The 15,631-nt window shown below is 75.0% G+C and carries 10 protein-coding genes and 1 pseudogene; 1 reads left to right on the top strand and 10 read right to left on the bottom strand.

Annotated elements, in window-relative coordinates; genetic code table 11:
• Positions 1-156 precede the first annotated feature (156 nt).
• From OG946_RS33310 to OG946_RS33275, 8 genes and pseudogenes are all read right to left on the bottom strand, one after another.
• Positions 157-1,316, bottom strand: a pseudogene (locus OG946_RS33310) (IS701 family transposase); the annotation flags it as partial.
• 47 nt (positions 1,317-1,363) lie between these two features.
• Positions 1,364-1,645 (bottom strand): acyl carrier protein, encoded by a 282-nt coding sequence (locus OG946_RS33305; RefSeq protein WP_326799658.1) that lies wholly within the window; start codon positions 1,643-1,645, stop codon positions 1,364-1,366.
• 63 nt (positions 1,646-1,708) lie between these two features.
• The gene (locus tag OG946_RS33300) at positions 1,709-2,980 is read right to left on the bottom strand and encodes a type III PLP-dependent enzyme (RefSeq protein WP_326799657.1); all 1,272 of its coding nucleotides are present in this window, start codon (positions 2,978-2,980) and stop codon (positions 1,709-1,711) included.
• Positions 2,977-4,353, bottom strand: coding sequence for a hypothetical protein (locus OG946_RS33295; protein WP_326799656.1), 1,377 nt, complete (start codon positions 4,351-4,353; stop codon positions 2,977-2,979). The genes OG946_RS33300 and OG946_RS33295 overlap by 4 nt, the downstream gene beginning before the upstream one ends.
• Positions 4,354-4,406: 53 nt before the next feature.
• Entirely contained in the window at positions 4,407-5,336 is a 930-nt protein-coding gene (locus OG946_RS33290; protein ID WP_326799655.1) for a 3-oxoacyl-[acyl-carrier-protein] synthase III C-terminal domain-containing protein, read from the bottom strand.
• Positions 5,333-10,285 (bottom strand): SDR family NAD(P)-dependent oxidoreductase, encoded by a 4,953-nt coding sequence (locus OG946_RS33285; protein ID WP_326799654.1) that lies wholly within the window; start codon positions 10,283-10,285, stop codon positions 5,333-5,335. Before OG946_RS33285 ends, OG946_RS33290 begins: the two co-directional genes overlap by 4 nt.
• On the bottom strand, positions 10,278-11,783 hold the full coding sequence (locus OG946_RS33280; protein ID WP_326799653.1) for an acyltransferase domain-containing protein: 1,506 nt from the start codon (positions 11,781-11,783) through the stop codon (positions 10,278-10,280). Before OG946_RS33280 ends, OG946_RS33285 begins: the two co-directional genes overlap by 8 nt.
• Positions 11,784-11,871: 88 nt before the next feature.
• Positions 11,872-12,513: an HAD-IA family hydrolase gene (locus tag OG946_RS33275; protein WP_326799652.1), complete on the bottom strand. Its 642-nt coding sequence runs from the start codon at positions 12,511-12,513 to the stop codon at positions 11,872-11,874.
• A gap of 474 nt (positions 12,514-12,987) precedes the next feature.
• Between OG946_RS33275 and OG946_RS33270 the strand changes: the two genes are divergently transcribed.
• On the top strand, positions 12,988-13,494 hold the full coding sequence (locus OG946_RS33270) for a DUF4188 domain-containing protein (RefSeq protein ID WP_326799651.1): 507 nt from the start codon (positions 12,988-12,990) through the stop codon (positions 13,492-13,494).
• Positions 13,495-13,521: 27 nt separating this feature from the next.
• Here the strand turns inward: OG946_RS33270 and OG946_RS33265 are convergent, their stop codons facing one another.
• Together OG946_RS33265 and OG946_RS33260 are read right to left on the bottom strand one after the other, a co-directional pair.
• Entirely contained in the window at positions 13,522-14,415 is an 894-nt protein-coding gene (locus OG946_RS33265) for a 4'-phosphopantetheinyl transferase family protein (RefSeq protein WP_326799650.1), read from the bottom strand.
• A gap of 60 nt (positions 14,416-14,475) precedes the next feature.
• On the bottom strand, positions 14,476-15,630 hold the full coding sequence (locus OG946_RS33260) for an MFS transporter (protein WP_326800441.1): 1,155 nt from the start codon (positions 15,628-15,630) through the stop codon (positions 14,476-14,478).
• Position 15,631 lies beyond the last annotated feature (1 nt).

Below are 15,631 nucleotides of genomic sequence, written 5' to 3'. Positions count from 1 at the left end.
TGCTCACGACGCCAGATCGACCAGCGAAGCCCGAGGTCAACCAGGGTGCGAGCGGAACCGATCAAGTTGAACAACCGTCGAACCTCGGCGATGGTCAAGGCTGCGAGTCGGCGTGCGTGCACTCGTGGCCTCCTGGGCTCGTCCGGTCTTGCGGAGCCCTTTTTTCGCGACCCGCGCCATCGCCGCCAAGAATGCCAACGCCAGCATGGACATGGTGATGTGGCGATACCAGGCGTCGTACTTGCGCACCTGGTAGTTGTCCAGCCCGGCCTGCTGTTTCGCGGCCTCAAAGCACTCCTCGACCGGCCAGCGCAGTCCGATGACCGCGACCAATTCCGACAGCGATTCCTGGCGCGGGTTGTGGCAGTGGAAGTAGGAGATCTCTCCGTTGTCGATGTTGCGCCGGATCACATACAGGTGTCTCTCGCGCCCGGCGATCACGGCCCAGTCGTAGGTCCGAAACCCCTTCGCGCCGATACCGCAGGCGCGGCGCGTGAAGTCCCCCGGCCGCAAGCCGGCCGCCAGGACGTCCAAGCGGGTCGGGCAATCAGGGTTGGTGGTGACGCCCCCGGTGTTGATGTCGGTGGACTTCGGAACGGCCATGCAGTACGCGGTGCCGCCTTCTTCCAGGAATCTGCGCAGCCCGCGGTTCTGACCGAACTCCTCGTCCGCCGTGAACCACGAGAACGGCACCCCAGCCGCCACCGCGCGCTCGATCATGGCCTGGACCTGCTGCGGACGGGTACGGAAGACCACCTCGTCATCGATTCCCGCCTCGCGGCGGCGCTCGAAGTCAGCGCACCAGGACTCCTGCGGCAAATACAGCTCCCGATCGATCAGGACGCGGTCGCCGCTGCGGTTTGCGTAGGCCAGGAATGTCCCGATCTGGCAGTTATCGATACGCCCGAGGGAGCCGGAGTACTGGCGCTGGACCCCGGCCGACTTCCTCCTTTCTTGGCGAATCCGGTGGGATCGGCGATGAGCACGCCCCGGGGGTCCGCGAAATGTTCCATGGCGTAGTCGCGGGTCAGGTCCCGCAGCAGGTCCGCGCTCCAGGGGGTGAGATTCAAGAACCGCTGGAGCGCCTTGGGTTCCTTGGCGCCAGCGAACTCGGCAATGGTCCAGCCGTTCTTCCGCTGGAGCGGCGAAAGGAGCCCACGCAGGTACTGGTGGGCGTGCTCGCGGGATTCAGGGCGGTAGAACAGCGGACTGATCCGCTCGCGCAGCGCAGTGAACTCGCGCTTCCACACGGCTAATTCAGCACGGGTTACCGCGCCTTGCGGGAGATCTTGATCACGGGCTTGCGTCGCTGCCATGGACGAAGTCTCTCCCAACCCCATGATCAAGATCTAGCCCTGTAGTACTAGCCCGCCGCGCCCGGTCCCGCGGACGCCTCGATGAAGGCGCACACGGCGCCGACCGTCTCCAGGTGCTCGGGCTCCAGGGTCTCGGGGTCGATCTCGATGCCGTGGTCGTCCTCCAGCGTCATGAGGAGTTCGAGGACGCTGGTGGAGTCCAGGCCCAGCTCCTCGAAGAGCTTCGTCTGCGCGGTGGCCTCGCCGAGGTCCTTGCGCAGCACGACCTCCAGCGACTTGATGACTGTGGCCGCAAGGTCGGCCCGGGCCTCGTCGACGTGCGTGGTCATGCTCTGCCTCCTGAGGGGGAACGGTGGTGCACGCGTGCTTCAAACGGTGGTCGGGGCGGGGGGCTACGGCGCGGGGTCCGACTGCCGCTCCAGCAGGTCGTCGACGGTGTCGCGGCGCCGTACGAGACGCGCGCGCCCGCCGGCGACCAGCACCTCTGCGGGGTGGCCGTGGCTGAGGAACAGCACAGGCGACGCGCTCGGCCCGTACGCGCCGGAGCGGGCGACGGCGACGAGGTCGCCGGGCGCCAGGTCTGCGGGCAGGTCGACGGCCTTGCCGAGGGTGTCGTTGGGGGTGCACAGCGGCCCGGTGACGTTCCACGGAACGAGGGGTCCGCCGCCGCCGACGCGGTGCATGGGGAAGTTGCGGCGGAAGGGCGAGCCGATGCCGACGGCGGCCATGTGGTGGTTGGTGCCGCCGTCGCAGACGGCGAAGCGCTCGCCGCGCGACTCCTTGGTGTAGCGGACGCGGGTGAGGTACGTCCCGGCGGGCGCGGCGAGGTAGCGGCCCAGCTCCATCACCAGCCGGGTGTCCGGGTGCGCGGCGTGGAAGGCGGCGACGACGGGGGTGAGGCCCGCGGTCAGCTCGCCGGCGTCGAGGTCGCTCTCCGCCGCGTGGTACGCCACACCGAGGCCGCCGCCGACGTCGACCGTGCCGAGGACGAACCCGAGCCGCCCGGCGAGCCGTTCCGCCAGCTCCAGGATGCGCCGGGTGTTCTCCACGATCGCGGCGGCGGCGAGGATGCGGGTGCCCATGTACGCGTGCACGCCGGTCACCCGGACGTTCCCGTACCGCCGCAGGTCGGCCGGGGCGAGCGCGTCGAGCGCTTCCTCGTCGATGCCGAACTGCCGCGGCTTGCCGCCCATCGTCAGCCCGCCGCCCTTCAGCTCGAACGCCGGGTTGACGCGCAGCAGCACCTCGGCGGTGGTGCCGCGGTGGCGGGCCTCCTCGTCGATGACGGCCAGTTCGGGCAGCGACTCGGCGATCAGCCGGGCGCCTGCCTTGAGGCAGGCGGCGATCTCGTCGCGGCTCTTGCCGGGGCCGAGGAAGAGCATCTCCGCGCCGGTGGCGCCGGCGCGCTGCGCGGTGGCCAGCTCGGCCAGCGACGACAGTTCGAGGCCCGCGCCCAGCTCGCGCATGGTGCGGGTGACGGCGAGGTTGGGGTTGGCCTTGAGGGAGTAGAAGAGGCGCAGAGCCGGGTGCAGCCGCTCCCGCAGGCCGTTGTACTGGGTGCGCAGCAGGTCGGCGTCGTAGAGGTAGAGCGGCGTGCCGAACTCGGCGGCCAGGTCGGTGAGCGCGAGGCCCTGGCAGTGGGTGGCGGGGCTGGCGTCGGTCATCGTACGTCTCCGAACTCGGTCAGGCGCGCGGCCACTTCGGCATCCAGGGCGTCGGCCGCCGCCTGGCCGGGGGCGGCGAGCAGGAAGTAGAAGCGGCCGTCCGCCGGGGCGGCGGGGGGCGCTTCCGGGCCGGCGAAGGCGGCGTTGACGGTCGCGTGGTTGTCGGGGAGGGCGCCGCGCCCGGCGGCGCGGTCGAAGAGCAGCGGGCCGAGGGCGGCGGCGAGCCGGTCGAACGGGACGGGCGCGGGCAGCCGCACGTCGTACTGCCGGGCGAGGACGACCGCGTCCGCGGGCACGCACTGCTCGTGCAGCCGGGTCTGGTACGTGGACATGTTGTTCCGGGCGTTGATCTCCAGCACGGGCAGCAGCGAGCCGTCGGTCCGTACGAGGGCGTCGACGCCCACGGGGCCGTGGTAGCCGTCGGCGGCGAGCCGCCCGCCGAGGAGCGCCGCGGTCTCCCGCACGGCGGCGTGCTGCTCCGGGGTGAGCCGGGCGGGGAAGCGGTGGCCCTTGTGGACGCCGCCGGCCGTCAGCGCCTCCTTGACGAAGTCGAAGCGCACGGAGCCGTCCCGGCCCACGGTGAGGTGGTAGTTGAGGTCGGCGGCCTTGTCGGCCCACACCTCCACGACGACGGCGAGCCGGTCGTCCCCGGTACGTTCCGCGCGCCGCCGCACCATCCGCACCACCTGCTCCAGCCGCCGCGCCCGGTCGGCCACGACGATGCCCTTGCCGGAGACGCCGTACGCGTCCTTGACCCCGACGACGGCGCCGTCCGCGATCCGGGCCGCGGCCTTCTCCGCCACGGCCTCGAACTCCGCGACCGACTCGCACTCCCAGCCCTCGGCGAGCGGCACGCCCAGCTCGGCGGTGACCCGCCGGCTGTAGATCTTGCTGTTGACCCGCTTGGCGAGCGCCGCGGCGGGCAGCGCGGCGGCGAGCCCGGCGCGCCGGCACAGCTCCGCCTCGGCGGCGGACATCCCGTGCGGGAGGAGCCGGGCGGCGCCGAGCGCGCGCAGCCGGGCGAGCAGGCCGGGCGAGTCCAGCGCCTCCTCGGTGACGGGCACGGCGGTCCTGCACCGGTCGGTGACCTGGACGTGCGGCAGGTCGAGGCCCAGGCCGCGCAGATAGTCCAGATAGCCGGGGTCGGGCGCGGACTTGAGGACAACGTGGTCGCCCGCGCCGCCGAGCAGCAGAGCGAACTCGTCCATGCGGGCGACGACCGCGGAGGGCGCGTCGCCGCCGACGGCCGGCACGCCGGGCTCGCCGCGCGCCCAGTCGCGTTCGACCTCGATGTTGCCGAGCAGTACGAGCGGTGCGGCCGGGTCGCCGGTGCAGGCGCGCCGGACGCCGCTCATGAAGTCGTCGGCCGTCATGTCGTCCCCGTCTCTTGGCGTTCGTGGCGGTGTGCGTGGCAGTGCGCCCGCCGTCAGTGGCGGAACACCGCGGCCGCGAAGGTGGCGCCGAGCCCCACCGCGGCCATCAGGTAGCAGTCGCCCTGGCGGAGCCGGCCGGCGTCGCGCAGGGTCACGTAGTTGATGAAGGAGTCGGCGCCGAAGCAGTGCCCGAGCGCGGCGACGTTGTCCAGGCAGATGCGCGAGCGCGGGAAGTCCAGCAGTTGCGCGGCCTTGGCCCAGGAGATGCGGTTGACGTTGTGCGGCAGGATCCACGCCAGGTCCTCCAGCCGGATCCCGGCCGCGGCGACCGCCTCGCGGATCACGGTCGTCAGCCGCTCCGCGTAGCGCCGCTCGAACTCCTCGCCGCGCGGCGGCGGAAGCTTCACGTCGTGGTATTCGCCGAAGGTACGGGTGACGTAGCTGCGCAGCACGTCGCCGCCGCCGCCCGCCGACACCAGGCAGGCCGCCGACGACTCACCCATCACGGTGGTGCCCGGGATGAGCTGCGCGGTGGGCCAGTCGGCCTTCTCCCCCGCGACGACGAGCGCCAGCGCGTCGGGGTCGCCGTCCTCGGCGAGGAGCCGCCCGGCGAGGTCCACGGCGGCGAGTCCTGAGGAGCACGCCTGCTGGGTGACGGTGAAGACGGCGGCGTGCCCGAGGCCGAGTTCGTCGGCGGCGTCGTGCACGGGGTTCTGCGAGGCGCGGGAGCCGATGGGGATCGTGCGGGCGCTGACGACGTAGGACACGCGGTGCTCGTTGCCCGCGAGCGCGGTCAGCTCGCGGGCGGCGGCCACCGTCATCTCGCGCAGCCCCGCGCCGGGCGACATGCGGACGTCGCGGAGGCCGAAGTAGCGGTGGAACAGGGCGAGATCGCGGTCGCCGACGCCGAGGCGGGGGGCGAGGTTGGCGAGGGGCACCGACACGGGCGCGACGTGGGCGGCGACGTCGTACAGGGCGGTCATCGGGCGCTCCTTCCGGCGGTGGCGGTACGGGACGGGTGCGGCGGGCCCGGGGTCCGCCCCGGCTCCGCGGGGCGGGTGGCGAGCGTCGCCGCGACCCGTTTGTCGCGGGTCGCGAGCCCGGTGAACGCGAACAGCACCCGGCCCCCGTCGCCGACCGCCTCGCAGCGGGCCACCGTGCCGTCGGCGGCGGTGCGGTGGCGCAGGTCGACCGGGGCGGGGGCCTCGGCGAGCGCGGCGTCGTTGCCGGGGGCGAAGAGGTCGAACCGGTCGATGCGGACGGGCACGGGGACGGGCGTGTGGGCGGCGTCCTCGGCGGAATCAGCGGTAGCGGCGGTGGCGCGGAGGAGGCTGTCCATGGCCAGCGCGGGGAGGAGGAAGTCCCGTAGCGGGCCGAGGTGTCCGGGAGGCGGCAGGTGCAGCCGCGCGGAGCCGCCGGCGGGTCCCGTACGAAGCTCGCGGAGCGAGTCGAACATGCCGCGGAGCAGGACCGGGGAGGCGGCGAGCGCGTAGGCGTCGCGGGCGGGGACGAGGCCGTCCGCGGCGGGCCCGGGGTCGGGCCGGGGACCGTACGAGCCGTCGAGGAGGACCGTCATCCGGCTGTACTCCTGCGCCGGGATGGGCCCCCTGGGCGGTCCGGCGACGACCACCCGGACGCGTCCTGCCGTCTCCGCCCGCGCGGTGACCACCAGCCGCCGCGGCCACTGCTCCTCCGCCGCGCGCACGAACCGCACGAACAGCGCGTCCACGATGGCCACCGGCCGCCCGGCTCCGACCGCGGCGGCGGCCTCGGCGGCGATCTCCATGATGAACGTCCCCGGCAGGGTGGGCCGTTCGTCCACCCGGTGGTCGCGCACGTACCCGTGGTCGTCCAGCCCGAGCCGTACCTCCCAGACCCTGCCGCCGCCTTCGGCGGGCGCGCCGGGACCGCGGACGAAGGCCCCGCCGGGGGCCGGCGGCCACGTGCCGGCGGCGCGCAGCTCCGGCGCCGCGGCGGCGAGCATGCGCCACTCGGTCTCCCCGAGCCACACCGAGGTGCGGGGGTCGCTTCTGCGGTGCAGGAGTTCGGTGCGGAAGTAGCGGCGGCCGAGGGCGTCGTCGAGGTGGGTGAAGTTGTCCTCGCGGGCGAGGTACGCGTCCTGGACCTGGGTGTGCGTCACCATCCCGCTCTCGGTCCACAGGCCGGAGACCAGGGCGTGCACGTCGGCGCCGGAGGTGGCGCGGCCGTGGGCGGCGGCGTGGGTGAGGAACTCGTTGGCGGAGATGTAGTCGGCCTCGCCGGGCCGGGCCACGACGGTGGTGACCGAGCTGATCGCCAGCCACAGCGCGGGGTCGTGGGCGGCGAAGGCGGCGCGGAGGTTCAGCCAGCCGCGCACCTTCACATCCCGTACGGCCCGGAACTCCGCGGGCGTCTTGCGCCGCAGCGCCGTGGCCCGCTCGACACCGGCGCCGTGCACGACGACGTCGGCGCCTCCGGCCGCGGCGATCTCGGCGGCCACGGCCCGCAGCGCACCGGGGTCGAGCACGTCGCACTGCCGGTAGTGCACGCGGTCGGCGCCGTAGCGGGCGGCGAGCCGGCGGAGGGTGCGGCCGCGCTCGGCGGCTTGCAGCGCGCGGTTGTAGCGGCGGTTCAGGTCGGCGAGCTTGGCGCCGGGGTGCTCGGCCATCAACCGCCGCAGGGCGGCGGGCCGGTCGGCGGGGGGTGCTGCGGCGTCCGCGGGGCCGGGGGCGGGTCCTGAACCGAGCAGCCAGATCGCGGCGGGCCGGGACAGCCCCGCGAGCTGGTCCACGAGTTCTGCGGTGATGCCCCGCCCGCCGCCGGTGGCGACGACGACGGGCGCCCGCGGCAGCCGGGCCGCGGCGGGCCGGTCGCCGACGGGCGCGAGCACGGCTTCGGCCCGTACGCCGCGGCGGTGGTGGGCGACGGCGAGATGCCGCTCGACGGCGGACTCCCGGCTCAGCAGGCCGAGCCCGGCGGGCAGATCAGGGGCGTCGGTGACGACGCCGTAGACGAGCCCGCCGGGGAGATCGGCGCCGAGCGCCCGTACGAGCCCGGTGAAGAGCCCGGTGGCGGGGGCGGGCGCGGGATCGCCGGGGTCGAGGACGAGCACGGCGAAGGACCCGCGGTCGCCGAGGGGTTCGGCGAGGAGGTGGGCGGCGGCGAAGGCCAGTTCGTGCAGTTCGAGGGAGGCGGTGGGGAGGGCGTCCGGCGGGCCCGCGGGCCGGGGGGTGCCCTGGCGGTGCCTCGTGTCGAAGAGGACGCGTACGTGGCGGAGTTCGCGGCCCGTCAGGATGCCGGCCAGGTCCTCCGGGGCGTCGAGTACGTGCACGTCCGGCGCCGGCCCCGCCTGCGCCGCGCGCGGCGCCGCGACGACGCAGCCCGGCGGCAGTTCGAGACCGGCCGGCGCCGCCGGGGCGTTCGTCAGCACCAGGGTGCCCGGCGGGAGCGCGGGCAGCGCGGGGCGTACCTCGGGGCGGTCCAGGCGCTTCAGGCGCAGGACGTACGGGCGCAGGTCGCCGAGCCGGTCCGGGGCCGCGGGCGACTCCGGTGCGTAGGTGAGCGCGGGGGTGCCGGGCGCGGCCGGGGTCAGCTCCGCCGCCGCGTCGTTCGCGCGCACGGCGCGGTGCAGGGCGACGAGCCCTTCGGCGGCGTGGAAGTACGGCGCCGCGTCCGCCGCGTCCGGGGCCGCACCCCCGACCGGGCCGTGAGGAACACCGGGCCCGCCGGCCGCCGTCGGCTCCCCCGCCGCGGCCGTGTCCGCTCCCACGCCCGCGGGCGGCGAGACCCGCAGCTCCCCGAGCACCCGCAGGCCCCGCGCCTCCGCCTCCTGCCGGGGCATCAGGACCGCCGCTGCCGCCGTCTCCGTCGTGATCCCGCCCGCCGGGGGCGTCACCAGTTCCGCGGCCGCGGTCGTGCCGATCACCACCGCCGCGGAGAGCTCGCCCGTCGCGAGGTGGCGGCAGGCCGCCGCCAGGGCCGCGTGGGAGGAGTCCGGTCCGGCGTCCAGGGTCATGTTCGGGCCGTGCAGGTCGAGAAGCTGGGCCACGCGGGAGGCGATGATGTTGGGCATCAGCCCCGGCAGGGAGTCGCTGTTGCTCTCGGGCGCCAGCGCCCGTACGCCCGCCGTCAGCGCGGACACGTCCCCCTCGGCCCGCGCCTCGATGTCGTCCAGGTACGCCCGCAGCGTGCACGCCAGCGCCTGCCGCACCTGACCGCTGTGGCCGACGAACACCCCCGTACGGGCGAGGAGTTCCGGGTCGTCGTCCCACCCGGGCCGCAGGTCCAGCGCGCACCGCAGCGCCATGAGCTGGCTGCGGTCCAGCCGCTCCAGCACCGCGGGCGGCAGCCGCACTTCGAGCGGCGCCGGCGTGGCGAACGACGCGCCGAAGACGGGACCCGGCGACGGCGGCTCCAGGGCCGTCGTCGCCACGACCACGACCGGCGCCGGGTCCGCGGCCGCGGGGGCGGCCGGTCCCGGGCGGTCGCTGACGACGACGTGCGCGTTCGTGCCGCCGAAGCCCATCGCCGACACTCCCGCCGTACGGGCCCGGCCGTCCGGCGACGGCCGCCAGGACAGGGTCCGTACGGGAACGGTGACATCGTCGGCGACCGGTTCGGTGTAAAGGTGCTGCCCGGGGATCGCCTCGTGGCGGAGCGCGAGCAGCGCGTGGATGACGTTGACCGCGCCCGCCGCCCAACCGGTGTGGCCGATCAGCGACTTGTTCGACGTCAGCGTCCACCGCCTGCCGGGCGCCGCGGCGGCCAGCGCCCGCAGCTCCGCCTGGTCGCCGGCGGCGGTGCCGGTCGCGTGGGCGACGATCCAGTCGACGTCCTCCGGGCCGACGCCGGCCGCCGCCCAGGCCCGTTCGAGGGCGATCCGCTGCCCGGCGGGGTTCGGCGCGTACACCGCCTTGCCGCGCCCGTCGGACGAGCCGCCGAAGCCGCGGACGAAGCCGAGGACGGGATCGCCGTCCGCGAGGGCGCGCGCGTACGTCTTGAGCGCCACGACCGCGGCACCGTCCGAGAACAGCACGCCGTCCGCGCCGCGGTCCAGCGACCGCACGCGGTCGCCCCCGGCCAGCCCGTCGAGCTTCGCGAACAGCACCATGGTCTGGGCGTTGACGGAGTACGCGCCGCCGCAGAGCGCGACGTCCGCGCGGCCCTCGCGCAGCGCGCGCATGCCGAAGTCGAAGCTGTAGAGGGACGAGGAGCAGGCCGTGTCGACGACGACGGTCTCCACCGGGTCCGCGATGCCGGCCAGCGCGTCGCGCACGACGCGGTAGGGCGCGGTGTCGGCGAGGTCGTTCGAGCCGGCCGGGTAGAGCGCGGCCAGCGGTTCCGGGTCGGCGGCCGCCGGCCCGGCCAGCAGCCGGGCGCCGTGCCGCAGGAGGCTGTGCTCGGCGGCGTGGCCGCCGTCCGCGGTCATGCCGACGGCGGCGAAGGTGCGCGTACCGGCGTCAAGACGCACCCCGTCGAGCGCCTGGAGGACGCTGTGCCGCAGCCACCGGCCGCTCGGCTCGCGCTGCGCGGCGCGGCCGGCGGCGAGTTCGGCGCGCAGCCGGGGGTGGGGGCGCATGTCGTGGATGAAGCCGGAGGTGCGGGTGTACGTCTTGTCCGGCGCGGCCGGGTCCGCGGACCACAGCGCGTCGATGTCCATGCGGTCCCCTGGCTCGCTGAACTGCGGTACGCGGTCGCGCAGCAGGTCCCACAGCTCGTCGGGCGAGCCGGCGCCCGGCACGGCCAGGCCCATGCCGACGGCGACGATCGCCCCGGGGTCGGCGGGTCCCCCGGCCGCGAGCGACGGCAGCGAGCCCGCGGTGCGTACGGCGGCGTCCAGGCCGCGCGCCCGCAGCTCGGCCGCGGCGGCTTCGGCGGTGGCGCGGTCGGTGGCGGCGGCCTCGACGCGGTAGCGCGGCGGGCGGGGAGCGCCGCCCTCGGTGCCGTCAGCCATCGGCCCGTACGGCGGTCGCGGCGGTCGGGGCCGTGGTGCGGCCGGTCTCGTCGATGAGGCGGGCGAGGCCGCCGAGGGTGGACTGGAGGGCGAAGCGGGTGTCGTCGGCCACGTGGTGCAGGCCGAAGCGGTCGATCAGCGTGCTCAGCACCTCCATGCGCTTGAGCGAGTCGATGCCGAGGTCGCCTTCGAGGTCGGCGTCGGGGTCCATGGCCTCGACGGGGTACCCGAGCCGGTCGGCGTAGACCTGCTGAAGTGCGGCCAGCACGCCACCGCCTGCCGCGGGCGCCTTCGCCGGTACAGGGGCGGGCACGGCGGTACCGGGCACGGGTGCGGGGCCGGGCTCGTTCGCGGCAGGACCGGGTGGCACAGCCCTGGAAGGGGGTACGGGAAGGGCGGCCGGGTCCGGCGCCGGGCCGGACGCGGCGGACTCCGTCGCCCGCACGGTGGCGGGGCCGGGCACGGCGGCCGCCGGGGCCCCCGCCGCAGGCACGGCCGGCACCCCGGCCGGCACCCCGGCCGGTGCCACCGCCCCGGTGCCGGGCTCCCGGCCCGGCGCCACCGCCGGGTCCTCCCCCGTACCCGTCGCGAGCCACCGGTCCGCGGTCTGCGCGTCGTAGCCCACCGCCTGCCGCACCAGCTCCCCCAGCCCCGCGCGACCGCACTCCACCACCGACTCCAGCCCGTACGTCTGCAACTCGCGCAGCGCGGCGAGGAAGTCGACCGGCCTGGTCACCTGCGCGACCAGCGACGCCTTGACGTCGGTGTCGTCCGTGACGAGCCCGCCGAGGGCCGGCGAGTACAGGCGGCGCTGCGCCGGGCGTTCGGGGATGCCCTCGATCGCCGCCGCGAACTCGGCCTGGGCAGTGGCCAGCAGCGGGTTGTGGAACGGGTACGGCGCGGTGAGCCGGACGGCCCTTACGCCGAGGACGTCGGCGAGCGCGGCGAGGCGGCCGAGGGCGGCCCCGGGTCCCGAGACGACGACGTGCCGCGGCGCGTTGACGACGGCGAGCCGGGCGCCCGGCAGCTCCGCGGCGGCGAGCAGCGCGGTGGCGCGGCGGGCCGGCAGGGTGAGCGCGAGCATGCCGCCGGTGCCGGCGGCGGTGTGCTCCAGGGCGCGGGCGCGGTGGGCGGCGATGCGGGCGCCGTCGGCGGCGGTGAAGCAGCCGGCGTGGGCGGCGGCGGCCATCTCGCCCATGCTGTGGCCGAGTACGACGTCGGCGGGCGCGCGCAGGTCGACCTCGCGGGCGTACACGAGCGCCGCCGCGTAGATCGCGAGCTGGAGCGCGAACGGGTCGGTCTCGGCGAGCCGGCGGCCGTCCGCGGCGTCGGTACCGGCGTCGGTGAGCAGCGGCGAGACCGGGGCGTGGCCGAACTCGGCGGCGACTCCGTCGACGACGGCCAGCAGGTCGGCGACCGGGGCGCTCACCGGCCCGGCGAACGCGCCGGGCCGGTAGGCGCCCTGGCCCGGCAGCAGCAGTGCGGTTCTGAGATCCATCTCCGCCTCCCCTTCGCGTGGCGTGAGAACGGCAGCCGTGACCGCGGCCCCGTCGGCACGGGGGCGGCGCGTACGGCTGGGTGGTGGGTCAGTCGGCGGTGACGGAGAGGGCGCCGAGGCCCGCGATCCGGTGGCCGTGGACGGGGCCCGGCGGTCCCGCGACCGCGAGCGCGGGCATGCCCGCGGCCCGGGCGGCGCGCAGGCCGACGTCGGCGTCCTCGATCACGAGGCAGTACGACGGGGGTGCGCCGACGCGGGCGGCGGCGGTCACGTACCCCTCGGGGCTGGGCTTGCCGGCGGCGACGTCCTCGGCGCAGACCAGGACGTCCGGCAGCGGCAGTCCGGCCGCCGCCATCCGGCTGCGGGCGACGTTCCGGGTCGCGGAGGTCACCAGCCCCCAGCGGCGCGGGGGCAGGGCGTCGAGCAGCCGCGGGGCACCGGGTGCGGCGCGGACGCCGGCGGCGTCGGTGCAGGACAGGTGGTCGAACCAGGCCAGCTCGGCGTGCGGGTCGGCGTGCGGGGCCAGTTCGCGGATGACGTCGATGTCGCGGCGCCCGTGGGAGGCGCGGATGACCTTCTCGGGGTCGAGGGAATGGCGCCTCGCCCACATGCGGGTGTGGCGGTCCATTGCGGCCGCGGATTCCACCAGGGTGCCGTCCATGTCGAACAGCAAGGCGTGTACGTCGAGCGAGCGCGTCCTGCCGGGGTCGCCGACGTCGCGGAATCCCACATTCAGCAGGGAATGCGTGCTGCTCGCACCCGCCTTGGGGGTTTCTGTGAACAACTTGCCGGTAACCTTGCCCACCCGCGCGGGCAAGGGCGCTGCGCCTTCGTCGAGTTCGTTGCCGTTTCGTCCCGGCCGTTGCGCGGAGTCCACCGGAATCTCCACGCGTGCCGCCTTCCACATAAGTACCTGTCCGTTCGGTGCAAGGTGAACTTCAGGCCGTGCAGCGAGGGTTATGTGGTGCCGTGTCCAGAGTGTGACGAACAGTAGTCGGGCGGTGACCGGAGGCCATCGCACGTTCGGTTTTGCGTTCGAGCGAGCGTCATCGTACATGCAATCCGTTGGTCTGAACCATTCTTTTCCCGCAAAATATTTGCCGGATATGTCCGTACTCGGGGGGCAACGGCGGATGTTGCCCTTTTGGGCACCTGAAGTGCCCCCTGTGCAGGCGATGTTGCCGACGGGGGAGGACGCTCTACGATGACGGCGACCGGCTCGGCGAGCGTGACGCCCCGCGGAAAGGACCCGGACGACATGGCGCGGATAGAGCAGGGCAGGGTGAATGTCGACACCGGCCACGGATTCGTCCTCTTCCTGGTGGGCATGCGGATCAATTACCTCTGGAAGATGCACAAATGGTGGCCGGCGTTCACCGCGATGCCGAAACTGCTGGTGGAACTCGGCGAGGATCCGGAACTCGGGCTGCTGGGCAGCAGAATGAGCCGCAGGGGACGTACGATCACGGTCGTGCAGTACTGGCGGTCGGCTGCACACATCGAGGAGTTCTCGACATCGCAGGAACACCGGCACAGGTCGTACTGGAAGTGGTTCAACCGCGCCGTCGGCAGCGGCGGGGACGTCGGCATCTGGCACGAGCTGTACCACGTGCGGCCGGGTTCCTATGAGGCCCGCTATATCAACATGCCGGAATTCGGACTCGGCGCCGCTTTCGGCACGGAACGGGGCCGCAGAGCCGAACCGGAATGAGCCCTGGCGGCGCCGGACGTCACCGGATCAGGGTAATGCGGCGCCGCGTTCGCGGATTTCCCCGACGGTGTCCACGACCCCCGCGGACTCCACGGCCAGCGCCCCCGCGTGGCCGTTCCCCGGCACCAGATCGACCAGGTGCCAGCCCGGCACGGCGGTGGAGACGTCGTCCGCGTCGAGGGCGCGGCCGAGGCCCACGCCGAGCCCTTTGAGGTACGCCTCCTTGCGCGTCCACAGCCGCGTGAACGCGGCCGAGCGCAGCGCCTCGGGCGCCGTCAGGACCACCGCGCGCTCCGCCGGGTGCAGCCGCTCCACCAGGCTCGGCTCGGGCGGAACGGCCCTGACCGGCTCCACGTCGACGCCCACCCGGCCGGGCGCGACGGCGACGAGCACCAGCTCACCGCCGTGCGAGAGGGAGAACTCCGGGCCGCCCGCGGGCCGTTCGAGCACCGGCCGGCCGTGCGGCCCGCCGCACCGGGGGCAGGCGCGCCGGCCGAAGCGGAGCGCCGCGGGCGCGGTGCCGGTCATCTCGCCCAGCAGCCGGCGCAGCGCGGCGTGGGCCACGCCGTAGCGGATCCGGTCGGCCCGGCGCAGGAAGCTCGCGTGCCGCCGCCGCTCGGCGTCGTCGAGCGCCGACAGGTCCGGCTCGGCGCCTGGCCCGGCGTCGAACGCCCAGACCCGCGCGCCGGCGGGCAGCCCCGGCGGCGCGGCGGCGCCGGGCGTGACCCGTACGCCCGCGAAGGCACCGCCGGGCGCGTCCGCGCCCCGCACCGCCGCCCCGGAGCCGTCCGGGGCCGCGCCTCCGGCCGCGTCGGCGCCGCTCTCAACCGCGGCCGCAGCCGCGGCCCCAGCAGCCCCGGCCGCTTCCCCGGGTGCGCCCCCGTCCCGCTCCGGCGGCCGGGCTTGCGTGTGCTCCGCCATCGCCGTCTCCCCCCGTTTCGAACAGCCTCTCCGCGCCGCTGCGTTCGCGCCCAAGGACGCTCAGGCGTTGCTCAGCGCAGGCCAGCGTATCCGCGTCGTACACACCGATACGAGCAGTGCGGACGCGGCGACGGCGCCCATGCCCCACGCCAGCCCGGCCGCGCCCGCGATGAAGCCGATCGCCGCGGGCCCGCCCAGCAGCCCCGTGGTGCCCATCGACGCCACCAGGGACAGCGCGTCCGGGCCCTCCCGGGCCGCCGCGACGTACACGCACGGCGTCACGGCCGCGACGCCAAGACCGACGCACGCGAACCCGAGGAGCGCCGGCACCACCCCGCCCGCGAGCACCGCGACGGCGAGGCCCGTGCCCGCCAGCGCGCTGCCGAGCCTGACCACGGGGCCGTCGCCCCAGCGGGTGCGCCAGCCGTCGGCGAAGAGGCGGGCGACGACCATCATCACGGAGACCACCGCGATGCCCAGCGGCGCGATCTCCGGCGCCGCGTCGGCGACGTCCTCCAGGTAGAGCGTCGACCAGTCGTTCATGGCGCCCTCGGTGATGGTGCCGAAGGCCATCGCGCACCCCATCCACAGCGTGACGCGCGACGGCAGCCGCCACCGGCGGCGCTCCTTCTCCGGCTGCCGGAAGCCGTCCTCGGCGGGCAGCCCGGTGCGGGCGACGGCGAGCAGCGCGAGGAGCAGCACCGCGGCCACCGCGAAGTGCGCGGCCATCTCCTGGGTCGCGGTCTGCACGGCGGACGCCAGCAGCGCGGCGGCCAGCGACCCGGCACTGAAGGTGGCGTGCATCTTCGCCATCGCGGCGCGCTCGTAGATCTCCTCCAGCGCGGCGCCCTGCGCGTTCATCGCCACGTTCAGACAGCCGACCGCGACGCCGTCGGCCGCGACGACGACCAGCGCGACGGGGTAGTCGGGCGCGGCGGCGAACGCGGGCAGGAACAGCAGCAGGGCGCCGGCCGAGGCGAACGCGAGCCGCTTGGCGCCCATCGCCTTCATGAGGTGGGCGACCAGCGGGAAGGACACCGCCGCGCCCGCGCCGCAGGCCATGAGCAGCAGCCCCAGCTCGGTCGCCGTCAGATCCAGCTCGTCCTTGACCCGCGGCAGCCGGGACACCCAGGTGACGTACTGGAAGCCGAGGAAGCAGAAGAGTGCCGCGATGGCCACCTGGGCGCGGCGGAAGTCGTCGGGTATCCGCGGCATC

This window comes from Streptomyces sp. NBC_01808, from assembly GCF_035917395.1.
Classification (GTDB): Bacteria; Actinomycetota; Actinomycetes; order Streptomycetales; family Streptomycetaceae; genus Streptomyces.
The sequence above is the reverse complement of the archived record's forward strand: the minus strand, read 5'-3'. Positions and strand labels throughout refer to the sequence as shown.